This is a genomic window from Dactylosporangium sp. NPDC051484 (assembly GCF_040689395.1).
Classification (GTDB): Bacteria; Actinomycetota; Actinomycetes; order Mycobacteriales; family Micromonosporaceae; genus Dactylosporangium.
The window spans coordinates 120646-136124 of record NZ_JBFAZX010000002.1 but is presented as its reverse complement, the minus strand read 5'-3'; the positions used below and the strand labels follow the sequence as shown (position 1 = coordinate 136124).

Genomic DNA, 15479 nt, shown 5'->3' with positions numbered 1-15479 from the left:
AACCGGTCGGCAGCGCTCGACGTTGTGCGGACGGTCAGGCGATGGCCCAGGTGTCGCTGCCGAGCAGCAGCTTCTGCAGCGCGTCGTCGTCGCCGGGCGCCTTCGCCGCCGCGGCCTCCATCTGGGCGGCCATGGCCTGGTCGTAGGTGGGGCGCTCGACGGAGCGGAACACGCCCATCGGGGTGTAGCGGGAGTCGAGCGACAGCCGGGACAGGGCGAAGGCGAACGAGGGGTTGTCGGCGTGGGCGTCGTGCACGACGACCCGTGGATCGTCGGCGGCGACGTCGTGCTCGATCGCGAGCGTGCCGTGCTCGCCCCAGACCACGGCCTTCTCGCCGTCCTTGCCGAAGCGCAGCGGTTGCCCGTGCTCGAGGCGGATGGTCCAGTCGTCGCGGGTCTCGGCGTCCTTGAGCAGGTCGAACGCGCCGTCGTTGAAGATGTTGCAGTTCTGGTAGATCTCGACCAGCGCCGTGCCGGAGTGCTCGGCGGCGGCGCGCAGCACCGACTGCAGGTGCTTGCGGTCGCTGTCGAGGGTGCGCGCGACGAACGTGGCCTCCGCGCCGAGGGCGACGGAGACGGGGTTGAACGGGTTGTCCAGCGACCCCATCGGCGTCGACTTGGTGATCTTGCCGATCTCGCTGGTGGGGGAGTACTGCCCCTTGGTCAGCCCGTAGATCCGGTTGTTGAACAGCAGGATCTTGAGGTTGACGTTGCGGCGCAGCGCGTGGATGAGGTGGTTGCCGCCGATCGATAGCGCGTCGCCGTCACCGGTGACGACCCACACCGACAGGTCGGTGCGGGACGTGGACAGGCCCGTGGCGATCGCCGGAGCGCGCCCATGGATGGAGTGCATGCCGTAGGTGTTCATGTAGTACGGGAACCGGCTGGAGCAGCCGATGCCGGACACGAACACGATGTCCTCGCGCGGGATGCCGAGCTCCGGCATGAAGCCCTGCACGGCCGCGAGGATCGCGTAGTCACCGCAGCCGGGGCACCAGCGGACCTCCTGGTCGGTCTTGAAGTCCTTCGGCTTCAGACCCAGCGAAGGGCCACTCGGGCGCGGGCCGTGGGCTGTGTCAGCCATTCGAGATCACTTTCTGGAACGTGTCGGCGAGTTCGTCGGCCTTGAACGGCAGGCCACGGATCTGGGTGACGCTGATCGCGTCGACGAGGAAGCGCGCACGGATGAGGGTGGCGAGCTGGCCCAGGTTCATCTCGGGGATCACGACCTTGTCGTAGCGGGCCAGGATCGCGCCGAGGTCGGCCGGGAACGGGTTGAGGTGGCGCAGGTGGAGCTGCGCGACCGGCAGGCCGCTCGCGCGGACCTGCCGGCAGGCCGCGCCGATCGGGCCGTAGGTGGAGCCCCACCCGAGCACCAGCACCTGGGCGTCGCCGGTCGGGTCGTCGACGACCAGCGGCGGCAGGGAGGCCGCGACCGCGTCGACCTTCGCCTGCCGGGTCCGGACCATGAAGTCGTGGTTGTCCGGGTCGTAGCTGATGTTGCCGGTCTTGTCCGCCTTCTCGATGCCACCGACCCGGTGCTCGAGCCCCGGGGTGCCGGGCACCGCCCACGGCCGGGCCAGCGTCTGCGGGTCGCGCAGGTACGGCAGGAACGTGCCGTCCGGACCGTTGGGCTCGGTGGCGAACTCGACGGTCAGGTCCGGCAGGTCCGCCAGCGTGGGCACCTGCCACGGTTCGGAGCCGTTGGCGAGGTAACCGTCGGTGAGCAGGAACACCGGGGTGCGGTAGGTCAGCGCGATCCGTGCCGCCTCGAGCGCGGCGTAGAAGCAGTCTCCCGGGGACTGGGCGGCCACGACCGGCACCGGCGCCTCACCGTTGCGGCCGTACATCGCCTGCAGCAGGTCCGACTGCTCGGTCTTGGTCGGCAGGCCGGTGGACGGGCCGCCGCGCTGCACGTCGACGACCACCAGCGGCAGCTCCAGCGACACTGCCAGGCCGATGGTCTCGGCCTTGAGGGCGATGCCCGGCCCGGACGAGGTGGTGACCGCCAGCGCCCCGCCGAAGGAGGCGCCGAGCGCCGCGCCGATGCCGGCGATCTCGTCCTCGGCCTGGAAGGTGCGGATGCCGAACCGCTTGTGCTTGCTCAGTTCGTGCAGGATGTCCGACGCCGGCGTGATCGGGTAGGCGCCCAGGTACATCGGCAACCCGGCCCGGCGCGCCGCGGCGATCAGGCCGTAGGACAGCGCCAGGTTGCCGGAGATGTTGCGGTACGTGCCGGCCGGCAGCGTCGCGGGCTTGATCTCGTAGGCGACGGCGAACGTCTCGGTCGTCTCGCCGTAGTTCCACCCCGCCTTGAACGCGGTGATGTTCGCCTCGGCGATCGCCGGCCTGCTCGCGAACTTCTGCCGGATGAAGTTCAGCGTTCCCTCCGTGGGGCGGGAGTACATCCACGACAGCAGCCCCAGGGCGAACATGTTCTTCGACCGGCCCGCGTCCTTGCGGGACAGTTCGCTGCCGGCGAGGGCGTCCAGGGTCAGCTGGGTGAAGTCGACCGAGTGCACGGTGTAGCCGTCCAGCGTGCCGTCCTCAAGGGGGTTCGACGCCCAACCGATGCGGGCCAGCGCTCGCTGGGTGAAGTCGTGGGCATCGATGATCAGCGTGCCGCCCTTCGGCACGTCACCCAGGTTGGCCTTGAGCGCCGCGGGGTTCATCGCGACGAGGACGTCCGGCCGGTCGCCCGGGGTGAGGATGTCGTGGTCGGCGAAGTGCAGCTGGAACGACGAGACGCCGGCCAGGGTCCCCTGCGGCGCGCGGATCTCCGCCGGGAAGTTCGGCAACGTCGACAGGTCGTTGCCGAAGACCGCCGTCTCCTGGGTGAAGCGGTCTCCGGTGAGCTGCATCCCGTCGCCGGAGTCGCCGGCGATGCGGATGACCACGCGGTCAAGCTGCTGGGTGGGCTTTAGCGTCGAAGTCATCGGGCTCCTCCGAGGACGGCGGCGAAGCCGTCGGGCGTGAGAACGTCATCGGGTGTCAGGTCGTGAACGGAAGCGAGGCACAGGCTCATGAGCGCGGAGTCGATGCCGGAGCGCCCGCCCCACTCCTTGCCCAGCCAGGCCACTTCGTCCCACGACGGCGGCGGTGTGTGCATCCACTCTCCGTAAGCGCCGAAGAGGGTCGGCGTCGGCCGCCCAGGTTCCTGCATGTTGGGAACGGTGAGGTCGGGGATGCGCCCGGTCTTGACTTGGGCAGGCGTTGCTAGCCGTGGGACCGGGCAGGGCATGCTCCGGCCCCCGCACGTCCTCGCTCAATCGCGTGTTCATCGCACGCCACCGAGCCCTCGGAGCAGCATTGGACCAGTATTGGTCCGAGTTGGTCGAGAAAGGTTATTCGGGGTTGCCGAGCCGCTGGGACAGGGCGCGGGTCGTCTCGAGCAGCGCCTGTGCCTGAGGGGAGTCGATGTCGGTCGAGACGCTCACCGTCGTGCCCACGATGGCCATCGCGGCGACGATCGACGAACCTTCGAAGATCGGCGCGGCGATGGTCCGCACGCCATTGATGTCCGGCGAGTTCAGCGACAGCCCGTGCTTGCGGATGGCCTCGAGCTCCTGCTCCAGCCCCGGGGAACGACGCAGGTGCTTGCTCAGGCCGGGCACCTGATCCCGAGGCAGGAAGGTGCAGAACACCCGGCCTTGGGCGGAATTCGTCAGATCGAGCCGCGCACCGGATCGGACACCGATCCGTATGATGTGGTCGGTGTTGTCGGCCGAGCGTACGACCGTCGCCGTTTCGCCATCCCACACGCTGAGCACGACGGTTTCGTCGACCGTCTTCACCAGCTGGTCCATGTACGGCTCGGCCGCGTCGACGATCGGCAGCCCGGCGCGAGCCGCCCCGGCGAGCGTCAATACCTGCGGTCCGAGCGAGTACAGCGCGGTGCGCTCGTCGTAGCGCAGGAGATTGGCCGCCCGCAGGGCCTTGGTGTAGCGGTGCGCCGTCGCCTTGCTCGCGCCCAGCTGGCTGGTGATCTCATTCAGGCTCAGATACGGCTTGCTGACGGTGAAGGAGCTCAGAACAATGGCCGCACGCTGCACCGTCTGAATCGTCGGTGCCGCAGTGGACTCCGAGGATTCCGACTCTTGTGTCGTTCTCGGGCTCATCGGTCCTCGATTCGGGCATCAGACACCTGGCGATCGGCGTGCTGGAGTACTATATACACGTACATCATCCGGGGATCGTTCTCGCATGGGTGGTCGTGCGCGGCGCGGTCCCGCTCCCAGAGTCGCGTCGATGGTCTTCATGATGCAGCGCTAGCAGTCGGTCGTCGACAAGCGATCTGACGCGACGGCCCGCGAGCAACCACGACGACCCGGGAGCCGGAGTTCAGCCTCCGCAGCGCCGTTCTTGTGGGCAGCGCCGTTTTTCGTGGGCCCGTTCTTTGTGTGGGCAGCGTTTTTGGTGCTCGTAGCCTAGCAGTTGTACGTCATGCAGGCGCTGACGCAGCACGGCGATCGGGTGTTGGTCACCACAGCATCACAGGTCCGAGGAATGGCCGGGAGTGGCCGACGAACCCGGCCGGACAACGGTGGTGATGTGGTTGACCGCGAGCGCGGCCTCACCGAAGCCGATGGAGATCAGCTTGACCTTGCCGTCGTAGTCGGCGATGTCGCCGGCCGCGAAGACGCGGGAGAGGTTCGTGCGCATGGTGCGGTCGACGAGGATGTGCCGGCGCCGCAGTTGCAGCCCCCATCCCTCGATCGGCCCGAGGTCGGCGATGAACCCGAGTGCGGCGACGACCGCCTGCGCGGGCAGCACCTGCTGATCGCCGGCGCGCGTCGTCACGACGACCTCCTCGACCGCGACCTCGCCACTGATCTTGTGCACCTCGTACGGTGTGAGCACGCGCACGGATGAGGCGTGCAACTGCTCGACGCTGCGCTCGTGCGCCCGGAACTGTGCCCGGCGGTGCACCAGCGTGACGCTGCGGGCGATCGGCTCCAGGCCGAGTGCCCAGTCCAGTGCCGAGTCCCCGCCGCCGACGACGACGATGTCGAGGCCGGCGAGCTCGTCGAGCCGTGGGACGAAGTAGCGCAGACCGCGACCGGCGTACTCGGAGCCGACGGGAAGCTCTCGGGGAGTGAAGTTGCCGATGCCGGCGGTGATGAGCAACGCCTTCGCGCGCACCACGTCACCGGTGTCGGTCGTGACGTCCACACCCTCGTCGTGTTCGCGCACCGAGACGGCGCTGCTGCCGAGCAGCAGGAGCGGATCCGCCTGCGCCGCCTGGGCGTACAAGGCGTCCACCAGGTCCTGGCCACGCACCGCGGGGAAGCCGGCCACGTCGTAGATCGCCTTCTCCGGGTACAGCGCCGCGATCTGGCCGCCCACCTCGGGCAGTGCGTCGAGCAGCGCGACCTTCAGCCCGCGAAAGCCGGCGTAGTAGGTGGCGTACAGTCCCGTCGGCCCGGCGCCCACGATGAGCAGGTCGACCTCATGCTCGGTCATGAGGCCACGTCCGGGTGGTCGGCGCCGGTCCGGCCGACCTTGCGCGCTCCGCCTGGCGAGCCGAGCTCGGTGAAGAACTCCGCGTTGATCCGCTCGAACTGCCGGACCGGTTCGGGCAGGTCCTCGTGGTGGAAGATCGATACCTCCGGGCAGACCGGCTCGCAGCGGCCGCACTCGACGCACTCGTCGGGCTGGATATACATCATCCGGTCGCCCTCGTAGATGCAGTCGACGGGGCACTCCTCGATGCAGGACTTGTCCATGACGTCGACGCAGGACGAGGTGATGACGTACGGCATGGTCGGAGCCTCCGCTCTCGGTTATCACATGACGAGATGCCGTTTTTCATTGCGAGACGCCATGATGGCAAGCGGACCTTGCGTCGTCAACACCTCCGCGCACTTGCGGGCTAGTCTTGACACCCCTCGCCGGCTGGGACAGTCTTAGCGCATTGTGAGATGGCATCTCATGATGCATGATAATCTGAACGAGCGAAGGAGCGGATCTCCATGCCGCAGGCGGGTCGCGACGGAGCAGGCATGCCGATGATCGTCGAGGATTGGGACCGGCTGACGTTCCGGGTGAACCGAGAGGCGTACCGCTCATCGGAGATCTTCGACCGCGAACGGGACAACGTCTGGCTGCAGAACTGGCTGTATCTCGGGCACGAGACCGAGATCGCCAAGCCGAACGACTTCATCGTACGCACACTCGCCGGGCGGCCGTTGATCTTCTGCCGGGACACCGACGGCGAGGTGCGCGCCTGGCTGAACTCGTGCCCGCATCGTGGCACCGTGCTGTGCCGCGAGACGACAGGTTCCAGCAAGCTGTTCCAGTGCTTCTACCACGCGTGGACGTTCCGCAACAACGGTGACGTCGCCGCGATCCCGGACGACTCGGCGTACGAGGGCAGTGAGGGCCTGCGCGAGAGCATGAAGCTGCGGGCCGTGCCGCGCCTGGAGACGCACGAGGGTTACGTCTTCGTGTCCTTCAACCCGGACGTGCCGCCGCTGCTGGAGCATCTCGGCGATGCGGCCGACTACATGACCATGATCGAGCAGCAGCACGTCAGTGGCATGACGACGCTTCCCGGCGTACAGCTGTACAGCGTGCGGGGCAACTGGAAGCTCGCGGTGGAGAACGCGATGGACGGCTACCACTTCTCGCCCACGCACAACACGTTCGTCGGATACCTGCGCGAGAACGGGTTCGCGGTCACCGACGACGACCAGTACGCCTACAACCTCGGCAACGGCCACTCGCTGCTCGTGCTGACCGGGCACGGCGGGCGGATCAGCATGATCTGGGAGCCGCGCTTCGGCGAGGACGAGCGCGCGCGCACCGCGGCCCACCGCAAGGAGATGACCGAGCGGCTCGGGGAGCAGCGCGCGCACTACGTGGCCGACGAGAGCCACATCCTGTTCGTGTTCCCCAACCTGCTCCTGTTCGACATCGAGGGGCTGTCCATCCGCCAGCTCGAACCGGTCAGCGCCGCTCAGACCGACGTGCGCGCCTGGCAGCTCGTGCCCCGCGTCGAGGACCCGGCCTCCCGCGCGCTGCGGATGAAGACGGTCGTCAGTTTCGTCGGCCCCGGTGGCCTGGCGACGCCCGATGACATCGAGGCGTACGAGGCGGTGCAGCGTGGCATCGAGGCCACCGCCAACGAACGGCGCGGCGAACTGGACTTCAGCGACATGTCCCGCGGCATGGTCGACGAGGTGAAGGGCGTGCAGGGCAGATCGATTGACGAAGGCGCGATGCGGGGGTTCTGGCGGCACTGGGTCAGCGCCGTCGGTATCGACAACGGGCTGCGGGTCGATGGCAAGCGGCCGGCGAGTTTCCTGGAAGGACGGGACGTGCGATGACAGCCGTAGGCGAATACGGCGTGGTGACCGTGGCCGGTCACGCGCTGAGCCGGGCGCAGGTGGAGGACTTCCTCTACGAGGAGGCCGACATCCTGGACGCCTGGCGCTACGACGACTGGCTGGCGCTGTTCGCGCAGGGTGCCCGCTACGAGATCCCGACCACCGACTACGCGGGCTGGTCGTTGCACGAGTCCGGTTCGTTCGTCGACGACGACTACGATCTGCTGCTGGCCAGGGTCAAGCGGCTCAAGTCGCGCAAGGCGCACGCCGAGAACCCGCACTCGCGCACGCACCGGCTCATCTCGAACGTGCGCGCCTTCGCGCACGAGGACAAGCTTCGGGTGACCGCGTCGTTCGTGGTGCACCGCGCGCGTGACGGGCAGTTCGACACCTACGTCGGGCGCTACGAGCACCTCCTGCTGCCCACGGACGATGGACTGCGTTTCTGGCTGCGCCGGTCCATCCTCACGCATGAGGCGCTGCCGGCCGGTGCGCGCCTCAGCTTCATTCTTTAGGGACGCCATGATCAGGCACACGCTTTCCTTCCGGTTCAAGGACGAGGTCCCCGCCGAGGTCCGCGAGTCGGTGCTCGCGACGCTCGCGACGTTCCCGGACCGCTACCCGGCGATGCGGAACTGGTCGATGGGCCAGAACATCAGCACCCGGGACACGACCTTCACGCACACCATGTCCGTCGAGTTCGCCACCGGCGACGACCTGCTCGGCTACCTGCAGAGCGATTCGCACGAGAGCTTCGTGCGCCAGACGTGGCGACCGGTGATCGCCCAGCAGGCGATCACGGCTTACGAGTACACCGAACGGCCGGAGGCCGCCGCCAGAAGGGCACAGCAGATGACGAAGAGCGAGCGGCCGCGCGGGCCGTACGGCATGGAGTACGCCCGCATCGAGGTGCCCGACATGCAGGCGACGATCGACTTCCTCGAGTACCACGTCGGGCTGCAGCTCGAGCAGCGCACCGACGAGTACGCGTACCTGCGCGCCGACATCGAGCACCACTCGATCGAGCTGATCAACGCGCCGGAGCGCGAGAACGGCTGGACCGTGGCCGTGGGCTACAGCGTCGAGAGCGAAGAGGTGCTCGAGCAGCTGCGCAAGCGGGTGCTCAACGCCGGCCTGGAGGTGCTGCCGCTGCAGGAACGCCAGGCGGCGCTGTGCGACAACGGCTTCGCCGTCAAGGACCCGGACGGCCTGATCGTCGAGCTGTTCACGGAGTTCCAGGAGTACGCCGAGGCGCCGCACATCGAGATCCGCCCGCTCGACCTCGTGCACCCGTTCATCGCGACCTCGCGCTACGAGGAGAGCCTCGACTTCTACACCAACGTGCTGGGCTTCCTGCACTCCGACTACGTCGTCGGGTCCACCACGTTCCTGCGGTGCGAGGACCGCTACCACCACAGCCTCGCCATCCAGAAGAACACCGAGCACTACGTGGCGCACCTGTGCTTCGCCATGAAGAGCCTGGATCACGTCATGCGGATGCGGGCGCGGGCGCTGTACAAGGGCGCGCCGATCGCCTCGGACATCGTCAACCACTCCGCGTCGACGTCGATCGCGTTCTACATGCACGATCTCAAGTTCGGCCCGCGCTTCGAGCTCTGTGACCGCCACCGGGTCTTCACCCCCGAGGAGCACGAGACCCACCGTCCCCGCAGGATGCCGGCCGACCCGCGCAACATCGACGTGTGGCGCCCGGCCTCAGACGACTGGGGTCGTTTCTGAGCGCCGAGGTCCTCGACGTCCTGCGCGTTCTGGACGCGACACCGGCCCCGCGCGGTCACGAGCTCGCCGCCGCCACGGCGCTGCGGGACTGGTGTGCCGCGCGGTGGCCGGACATCGCCTGGGCGGTGCAGCGGTACTCGGCCGGAGGGGCGAACCTGGTGGCGGCCTGCGGCGCCGGCCCGCTGCTGTACTCGCACCTGGACACGTCGCTGAACGCGGCGGAGTCCGAGGCCGCGATCACCGGCCGGGCGGACGGCTCCGGTCCGTTGCGCGTGCGGGACGGCCAGGTCGAGGGGTTCGGGCTGGGCGTGGCGCGCGGGCCCGCGGCGGCGGCACTGGCCGGTTTCGTGACCGCCCGCCGTGGCAGCCTTCTGCTCGCCGGTTCGGGGACGCACCGCCGCGGTGGTGCGGCCGCGGGTGTACTGGCGTATCTGGCGCACCATCCGCGCCCGCCGGCCGCGATCGTGGCCAAGTGCGGGCCGCCGACGGTGCTGTGGGAGGAGCCCGGCGCGCTGTACCTGCGGGTGCGGGTCACCGGCGGCTACGGCGCGGCGCTGGCTCCCGATTCGGCGGTACCGTCCGGGGGCGTCGCGGCGCATACGGGCCAGATCCTCGCCGCCGTCAGTGCCTGGCGCGACAGCTACCTGGCCAGCCGCCCCCCGGCGGGGCAGATCGGCCCCCAGGCCGGGATCGGGGCGATCCGCTGCGGATCGACCGCCAAGCCGGACCTCCTGCCCGCGCAGGTGCGGCTCGACCTCTACGTGGTCACCATGCCGGGGGAGGACCCGGTCCACCTGGCCGCGGAGGTCGAGGCTCATCTGCGGGCCGCGATGGCCGGCACCGCGCTCGGGGATTGCACCGTCGGCGTCACGGCCGAGCCGTTACACCCCGCGGCCGGCACGCCGCGGGACGCCCCCATCGTGAGCGCCGCCCGGCGGCTGTGGGAGGCCGAGTTCGGCAGTGCGCCGCCCCCGATCGCCGGATGGACCGGATCGACCGATGGCGTCGTGCTGCGCACTCACGGCATCGACACGGTGCGGCTCGGGCCGCAGAGCGGTCGCTCGCCCGCCGATCCCCGCCGGGAGACGCTCGCGGTCGATCAGCTGATCGCGTTCAGCCGTATCTACGCGGCCCTGCTCGCCGAACCGTCACCATCGCTCGAGCGTCGAGCGGACCCGACCGGCGTGTGACATCGCCGGATGCGCCGGCCCGGCACCCTTGGGGCGCCGGGCCGGTTTCCGTATTGAGATACGAGACGTTGTCCCGTCCATTGACGGTGCCTCGGGGCTGGGATAGTGTCCTTCGACACACCCACCATGATCTGTAACCAGGCCCTCGGTGCTGGTGAATTCGTGTGGTCGCACAGTCCACTCCAGTCCACTCCGATCCTGGCTCGACGTCCTCGACCGGGCGACGACCGTCGGACTTGACTCGCCACGGAGGAAGGCCTCTATGGAACGGGAACGGCAGGAGGGCAAGCTCTCGTCCGTGGCGTTCGCGGCGCTCGGGCTTGCCAGTCTCGTGTTGGTCTGGCAACTGCTCGGGTCGCTGCACATCGTCGCTGAAGCATCGCTACCGAGCCCGTGGTCCGTGGCCCGTGCGCTGCCGACGGTGCTCGGTGACCACGAGTTCCTCGACGCGGCGGGTGACACGGCCGCGAGTTGGGGCATCTCGGTGCTCATCGGGTCCGGTGTCGCGATCTTCATCGGGCTGGCGGCAAGCAGCATCACCTTCCTGCAGCGCCCGACCGAGGTCGTCGTCAACACGTTCCGGTCCGTGCCGGCGACGGCCCTGATCCCGATCGGCATCATGCTGTTCGGGCTGGGCATGCAGATGAAGGTGTCGATCGCTCTCTACGCGATCTTCTGGCCGATTCTGATCAACACGATCTACGGCGTCGCCACCACCGAACCCATGCGGCTCGACGCGGCGCGGTCCTTGCGCTGGCCGTGGTGGCGACGTCAGGTGTTCGTCACTCTGCCGAGCGCGGTCCCGTCCATCCTGACCGGCGTCCGGATCGCGGTGGGCATCTCGCTGATCGTGATCATCAGCACCGAGCTTCTGGGCGCCCGCTATGGCGTTGGAACCGTGCTCGTCCAGTACACCCAGGCGTTGCGACCGGATGTCGTCTACGCCGGGGTCCTGCTACTTGGTGTGATCGGAGCGCTTGTGTACTCCTTGTTGGTCAAGCTGGAGCGCCGTTTTGTGCGGTGGGTGCCCGTTGCCTAGTCAAGTCGGGGATGCGTCGCGCCGGCTCGCGAAGTCGGTCAGCGCCGTGTGGCTGGTAGCCGTGCTGCTGGTCGGGTGGGAGATCTACGGCAGGGTCAACGGTTCCGTGTTCTTCCCGCCGCTGAGCAAGGTGCTCCAGCAGTTCGCCACCATGTGGCTCTCGTCGGACGCGTCGCAGCTCTACCTGTCCGAACTGTTCTGGGACCAGGTGACCACGAGCCTTTCCCGGTTCGCGCGCGGCTGGGGTCTCGCCGTCGTGGCCGGCATCGCGGTAGGCGTGATCCTGGGGCGCAGCCGTGTCGCCGCCAGGATGTACAACCCGGTCGTACGGTTCTTCACCTCGATTCCGAATACCGTGCTGCTGCCGATCGCCGTCCAGATCTTCGGTGTCACGGACGGCATGAACATCTTTCTGATCTTCCTCGGCAGTGTCTGGGTCATTATGATCAACACGGCTGACGGTGTGGCTGGTGTCGACCCCATGTGGTTGCGCAGCGCGCGCAGCCTTCGGCTTGCCAAAGCGACGTTGTACTGGCGGGTCGTCGTCCCCGCGGCCATGCCTCAGGTCATGGCGGGGCTGCGTGTCAGTCTCGGTATCGGCCTGATCCTGATGGTGATCTCCGAGCTCTATGCGACGACGGCCGGCCTCGGCTATCAGATCGTGGTCGCCCAGTCCAGTTTCCAGTATCTCAGTATGTGGTCCGCATTCGTGCTCATCGGCTTGATCGGCATCATCCTCAACGCGATCTTCAGCGTGGTGGAGCGGCGCCTGCTGCGCTGGCAGCGGCGCACCGGCCTGGCTGGCCTTTGACGATGACAGTCCCCTGGAGTGGCGCAATGGACCTTCACGTAGAGGGCGTTCGCAAGACCTACGGCCGCGGCGGTGCCGCGCGCGAAGTCCTGACCGAAACGTCGGTCACGGTGCGCTCGCAGCAGTTCGTGTCCATCGTCGGCCCGTCTGGATGCGGCAAGTCCACGTTGCTGATGATGATGGCCGGGCTGCTGCGTCCGAGCGGTGGCCAGGTGCGTCTCGGCGATCGTGTCGTGGACGGGCCGCCGATGGGGCTGTCGGTGGTGTTCCAGGATTACAGCCGCTCGCTCTTCCCCTGGATGACGGTGCGGCGCAATCTCGCGATGGCCGCCGCCGCGTACAAACTGCCCAAGGCCGAGTTGCGGCAACGCGTGGAGCACGCACTGGTGTCGGTCGGCCTGCCCGGCCTCGCTGACATGTATCCCTGGCAGATGTCCGGAGGCATGCAGCAGCGGGTTGCGATCGCGCGCGCGTTGGTCGTGGAGCCGACGGTCATGCTCATGGACGAGCCGTTCGCCGCGGTCGACGCGCAGACCCGCGCGGACCTCGAGGATCTCGTGCTGCGGGTTCGCCATGAGTACAACGTCACCGTCGCTTTCGTCACGCACGACATCGACGAGGCCGTCTACATGGGCGATCGAATCATCGTGATGGCCGCGGGTCCAGGACGCGTGCTCGCCGAATTGGACGTCGATCTGCCCAGGCCGCGCGATCAGGTCGAGACCAAGCGCGACCCGCAGTTCGCTGAATTGCGCAGTGAGGTGTTCCGGCTGGTCATGCGACCAGGCGGGGCGAAAACCACGGTCAGTTGAGTTGGGCGTCGCCCACCGCCGTCCGATGCATTGATGACATCAGCAATGACAACGGGGGATCACTACACCCTTGCCTCAATGACGTCCGGAAGGATCACCATGAATGCTCGTCCGAGAGGCTCGCGAGCTGGGCGACTGTTGTCTGCCGGCCTTGCGTGCGGACTCGCCGCGCTACTGACCGCCGGTTGCGGCTCATCCAGCGACGGCAATGACAGTGGGGCCAGTGGCGGCAGTAATACGGTCAGGATCACCACGCTGGGACTGTGCAACGAGATTCCGGTCTACTGGGCGCAGGAGAAGGGGATCTTCGCCAAGAACAACGTCAAGGTCGAGCTCGTGAAGTCGACCGGCGGTGCCGCCGCCCTCACGGCGCTGCAGAGCGGTGACATCGAACTCGCGTTCACCAACCCGTTCTCGACCATGATCGCGATCTCGCAGGGCATCGACCTCAAGTGGATCGCCACCGCCTACGAGACCACGAACGTCGAGGACCAGGGGACCAACGCCGTCGCCGTCGCGAAGGACTCGGGCATCACCGACGCCAAGAGCTTGAACGGCAAGACCATCGGCGTGAACGAGATCGGCGGCATCAACCAGATCATCACCACGCAGTGGATGACGCTGAAGGGTGGCGACCCGTCGACCGTCAAGTTCGTCGCGCTGCCGTTCAACGAGCTGGCGTCCGCCGTCGCCAGCGGCAAGGTGGCCGCGGCGCAGGTTCCCGCGCAGAACGTCGACCCGAAGCTCGGCCTGCACAGCCTCGGCGATCCGTACGTGGCGGTGGGCAATGGCAAGGGCTTGACCTTCGCCGGTTACGTCGCGGCGGCCAAGAAGGCAACGAGCCACGAGAAGGAGTTCAAGGCGTTTCAGCAGTCGCTGATCGAAGCGAACCAGCAGATCAACCTGCCGGAGAACAGCGACGCGAAGTTCGACCTGGAAGCCAAGAACTGCAAGCAGAATGTCGACGTCCTGAAGAAGCTGCACGAGAACATCTACGAGGCGAAGGTCGACACGGCGTCGTTGCAGCGCATGGGCGACATCCTCAAGGAGCAGGCGCGGGTGAAGGACCCGGCGAAGCCGGCCGACTTCGTCCCGTCCTACGTCGTCACCAAGTGACGGCCCGGCTGCGCCCCTTCGCCTGCGGGTGACGGGCGAGCCACCCGGAACCGGTGCCTTGACGGTGACCGGGGCCGGCATCTGACGGCGGCGTCACGGCCGAACTGGCCGGGGCGCCGCCGGATACGCGCGGAGGGTTGGCCGTCTGACCGGACGTCCCCGCCGCTGACAACTGTCTCGTCGACGGTGAAGCACACCGCGACGAGTCTCACGCATGCCCGGAGCCGGCCGCTACCGACCACAGTAGACACTGACGGACTCCGATGAAGGGTCGTGGCTCACAACTCGGCGGGCCCGGCCTCAGGAGTGCGCGCAACGGGGCGCCTCGCAGCGCCCGATCGCGGCGCACGGGCGCCCCTGTGCATGGGGCGTGCGCGCCCGGCCGGCCATGAACCCGGATGTAACTGCGCAGGTCACACGCCGTTTCAATGACTGTGCACGCCTTCTCGCCGCGGAACCTGGGCGGCGATGAGGGCTCGTTTCGCGTGCTCGTCGTCACGCCTAGCGTATCGCTTGACACGATGCCATCTCGCATTGAAAGATGACTTCTGTGCAGGTGGTGTCTACTCTGTTCGGCGTCGGGCGTGTCGAGAACGACGAGATCGCCGTCCTCGACACGCCGTTTCCACATGTTGGTGCGGTCATCGAAGCAACGGGATCGCTGGATGTTCTGACCCGCGGCGCGGTGCGTCGGCGCGTGTCGCTGCAAGGCGCGGCGCTGCTCGCTCCCTTGGGTACGCCTCGGTCGGTCTGGGGTGTCGGACTCAACTACCGGTCAAAGGCCGCGCATACCGGCCGTGGCCTGCCGAGTGAGCCGATCTTGTACCTCGGCGCGCCGTCGGCCGTGCTGGCGCCGGACGCCGAAGTGGCGATCCCGGCCGGACGGACGGCCGAGATGGACTACGAGGGGGAGATAGCGATCGTCATCGGCCGGCGTCTCTACCGCGCCGCTGCCGAGCAGGTGTGGCCGAGCGTTGCCGGTATCACCGCCGCGAACGACATGACGGCGCGCGACGTCATGCGTGCCACGGCCGCACCCACGCTGGCCAAGAGCTTCCCAGGCTTCAATCCGCTCGGTGCTTCGGTGTGCACGGTGGACGAGTTCGCCGACCGCGACCGCATTCCGATCCGTACCTGGCTCAACGGCGAGCTGCGCCAGGAGGACACCAGCGACGGCATGATCTTCAGCGTGCCCGACCTGCTGGCGCGCATCTCCTGGTTCGCAGCGCTGGAGCCGGGCGATGTCGTGCTGACGGGTACCCCCGCCGGCACCGGTCAGGATCGCGGCAGCTACCTCGTGCCCGGTGACCGGATCCGCGTCGAGGTCGGCCCCGTCCTGCCGCTCGTCACGACCGTCGAGGCGCCATCGTGCGATCGCCCGGGCGCGGGCTGATCGGCAAGCCACACGCATTGATTCATTACCTGTCCGCCACGGCAACGTGC

15 protein-coding genes are annotated in these 15479 nt (G+C 67.9%); 9 read left to right on the top strand and 6 right to left on the bottom strand.

What is annotated here, in order from left to right; translation table 11 throughout:
• Window positions 1-34: 34 nt before the first annotated feature.
• From AB0367_RS04575 to fdxA, 6 genes are all read right to left on the bottom strand, one after another.
• Window positions 35-1084, bottom strand: coding sequence for a 2-oxoacid:ferredoxin oxidoreductase subunit beta (locus AB0367_RS04575; RefSeq protein ID WP_366224773.1), 1050 nt, complete (start codon window positions 1082-1084; stop codon window positions 35-37).
• Window positions 1077-2936: a 2-oxoacid:acceptor oxidoreductase subunit alpha gene (locus AB0367_RS04570; RefSeq protein WP_366224772.1), complete on the bottom strand. Its 1860-nt coding sequence runs from the start codon at window positions 2934-2936 to the stop codon at window positions 1077-1079. The genes AB0367_RS04575 and AB0367_RS04570 overlap by 8 nt, the downstream gene beginning before the upstream one ends.
• Window positions 2933-3109, bottom strand: a complete 177-nt coding sequence (locus tag AB0367_RS04565; RefSeq protein WP_366224771.1) for a hypothetical protein — start codon at window positions 3107-3109, stop codon at window positions 2933-2935. Before AB0367_RS04565 ends, AB0367_RS04570 begins: the two co-directional genes overlap by 4 nt.
• 235 nt (window positions 3110-3344) lie before the next feature.
• Window positions 3345-4052 (bottom strand): IclR family transcriptional regulator, encoded by a 708-nt coding sequence (locus AB0367_RS04560; RefSeq protein WP_366224770.1) that lies wholly within the window; start codon window positions 4050-4052, stop codon window positions 3345-3347.
• Window positions 4053-4491: 439 nt separating this feature from the next.
• Window positions 4492-5463 (bottom strand): NAD(P)/FAD-dependent oxidoreductase, encoded by a 972-nt coding sequence (locus AB0367_RS04555; protein ID WP_366224769.1) that lies wholly within the window; start codon window positions 5461-5463, stop codon window positions 4492-4494.
• Window positions 5460-5762, bottom strand: coding sequence for a ferredoxin (fdxA, locus tag AB0367_RS04550; RefSeq protein ID WP_366224768.1), 303 nt, complete (start codon window positions 5760-5762; stop codon window positions 5460-5462). Before fdxA ends, AB0367_RS04555 begins: the two co-directional genes overlap by 4 nt.
• 240 nt (window positions 5763-6002) lie before the next feature.
• Here fdxA and AB0367_RS04545 point away from each other — a divergent pair, with 240 nt between their 5' ends.
• The 9 genes from AB0367_RS04545 (at window position 6003) to AB0367_RS04505 (ending at window position 15429) form a co-directional block, all read left to right on the top strand.
• Window positions 6003-7328 (top strand): aromatic ring-hydroxylating dioxygenase subunit alpha, encoded by a 1326-nt coding sequence (locus AB0367_RS04545; RefSeq protein WP_366224767.1) that lies wholly within the window; start codon window positions 6003-6005, stop codon window positions 7326-7328.
• Window positions 7325-7843 (top strand): aromatic-ring-hydroxylating dioxygenase subunit beta, encoded by a 519-nt coding sequence (locus AB0367_RS04540; protein WP_366224766.1) that lies wholly within the window; start codon window positions 7325-7327, stop codon window positions 7841-7843. Before AB0367_RS04545 ends, AB0367_RS04540 begins: the two co-directional genes overlap by 4 nt.
• 7 nt (window positions 7844-7850) lie before the next feature.
• Window positions 7851-9068 (top strand): VOC family protein, encoded by a 1218-nt coding sequence (locus AB0367_RS04535; RefSeq protein WP_366224765.1) that lies wholly within the window; start codon window positions 7851-7853, stop codon window positions 9066-9068.
• Window positions 9032-10258, top strand: a complete 1227-nt coding sequence (locus AB0367_RS04530; protein WP_366224764.1) for a hypothetical protein — start codon at window positions 9032-9034, stop codon at window positions 10256-10258. Before AB0367_RS04535 ends, AB0367_RS04530 begins: the two co-directional genes overlap by 37 nt.
• 298 nt (window positions 10259-10556) lie before the next feature.
• Window positions 10557-11297, top strand: coding sequence for an ABC transporter permease (locus AB0367_RS04525; RefSeq protein WP_366224763.1), 741 nt, complete (start codon window positions 10557-10559; stop codon window positions 11295-11297).
• Window positions 11298-11358: 61 nt separating this feature from the next.
• Window positions 11359-12108 (top strand): ABC transporter permease, encoded by a 750-nt coding sequence (locus AB0367_RS04520; RefSeq protein ID WP_366224762.1) that lies wholly within the window; start codon window positions 11359-11361, stop codon window positions 12106-12108.
• 26 nt (window positions 12109-12134) lie between these two features.
• Entirely contained in the window at window positions 12135-12920 is a 786-nt protein-coding gene (locus AB0367_RS04515) for an ABC transporter ATP-binding protein (RefSeq protein WP_366224761.1), read from the top strand.
• A 138-nt stretch (window positions 12921-13058) separates the two neighbouring features.
• Window positions 13059-14036, top strand: coding sequence for an ABC transporter substrate-binding protein (locus tag AB0367_RS04510; protein WP_366224760.1), 978 nt, complete (start codon window positions 13059-13061; stop codon window positions 14034-14036).
• A gap of 550 nt (window positions 14037-14586) precedes the next feature.
• Complete coding sequence (locus tag AB0367_RS04505) at window positions 14587-15429, top strand: fumarylacetoacetate hydrolase family protein (protein WP_366224759.1); 843 nt, start codon at window positions 14587-14589, stop codon at window positions 15427-15429.
• Window positions 15430-15479 lie beyond the last annotated feature (50 nt).

What these genes read in the sequence shown, in the direction of transcription:
- AB0367_RS04575 (WP_366224773.1), bottom strand. Translation starts at nt 1,084, where the DNA reads ATGGCTGACACAGCCCACGGCCCGCGCCCGAGTGGCCCTTCGCTGGGT.
- fdxA (WP_366224768.1), bottom strand. Translation starts at nt 5,762, where the DNA reads ATGCCGTACGTCATCACCTCGTCCTGCGTCGACGTCATGGACAAGTCC.
- AB0367_RS04565 (WP_366224771.1), bottom strand. Translation starts at nt 3,109, where the DNA reads ATGCACACACCGCCGCCGTCGTGGGACGAAGTGGCCTGGCTGGGCAAG.
- AB0367_RS04515 (WP_366224761.1), top strand. Translation starts at nt 12,135, where the DNA reads ATGGACCTTCACGTAGAGGGCGTTCGCAAGACCTACGGCCGCGGCGGT.
- AB0367_RS04540 (WP_366224766.1), top strand. Translation starts at nt 7,325, where the DNA reads ATGACAGCCGTAGGCGAATACGGCGTGGTGACCGTGGCCGGTCACGCG.
- AB0367_RS04555 (WP_366224769.1), bottom strand. Translation starts at nt 5,463, where the DNA reads ATGACCGAGCATGAGGTCGACCTGCTCATCGTGGGCGCCGGGCCGACG.
- AB0367_RS04535 (WP_366224765.1), top strand. Translation starts at nt 7,851, where the DNA reads ATGATCAGGCACACGCTTTCCTTCCGGTTCAAGGACGAGGTCCCCGCC.
- AB0367_RS04570 (WP_366224772.1), bottom strand. Translation starts at nt 2,936, where the DNA reads ATGACTTCGACGCTAAAGCCCACCCAGCAGCTTGACCGCGTGGTCATC.
- AB0367_RS04545 (WP_366224767.1), top strand. Translation starts at nt 6,003, where the DNA reads ATGCCGATGATCGTCGAGGATTGGGACCGGCTGACGTTCCGGGTGAAC.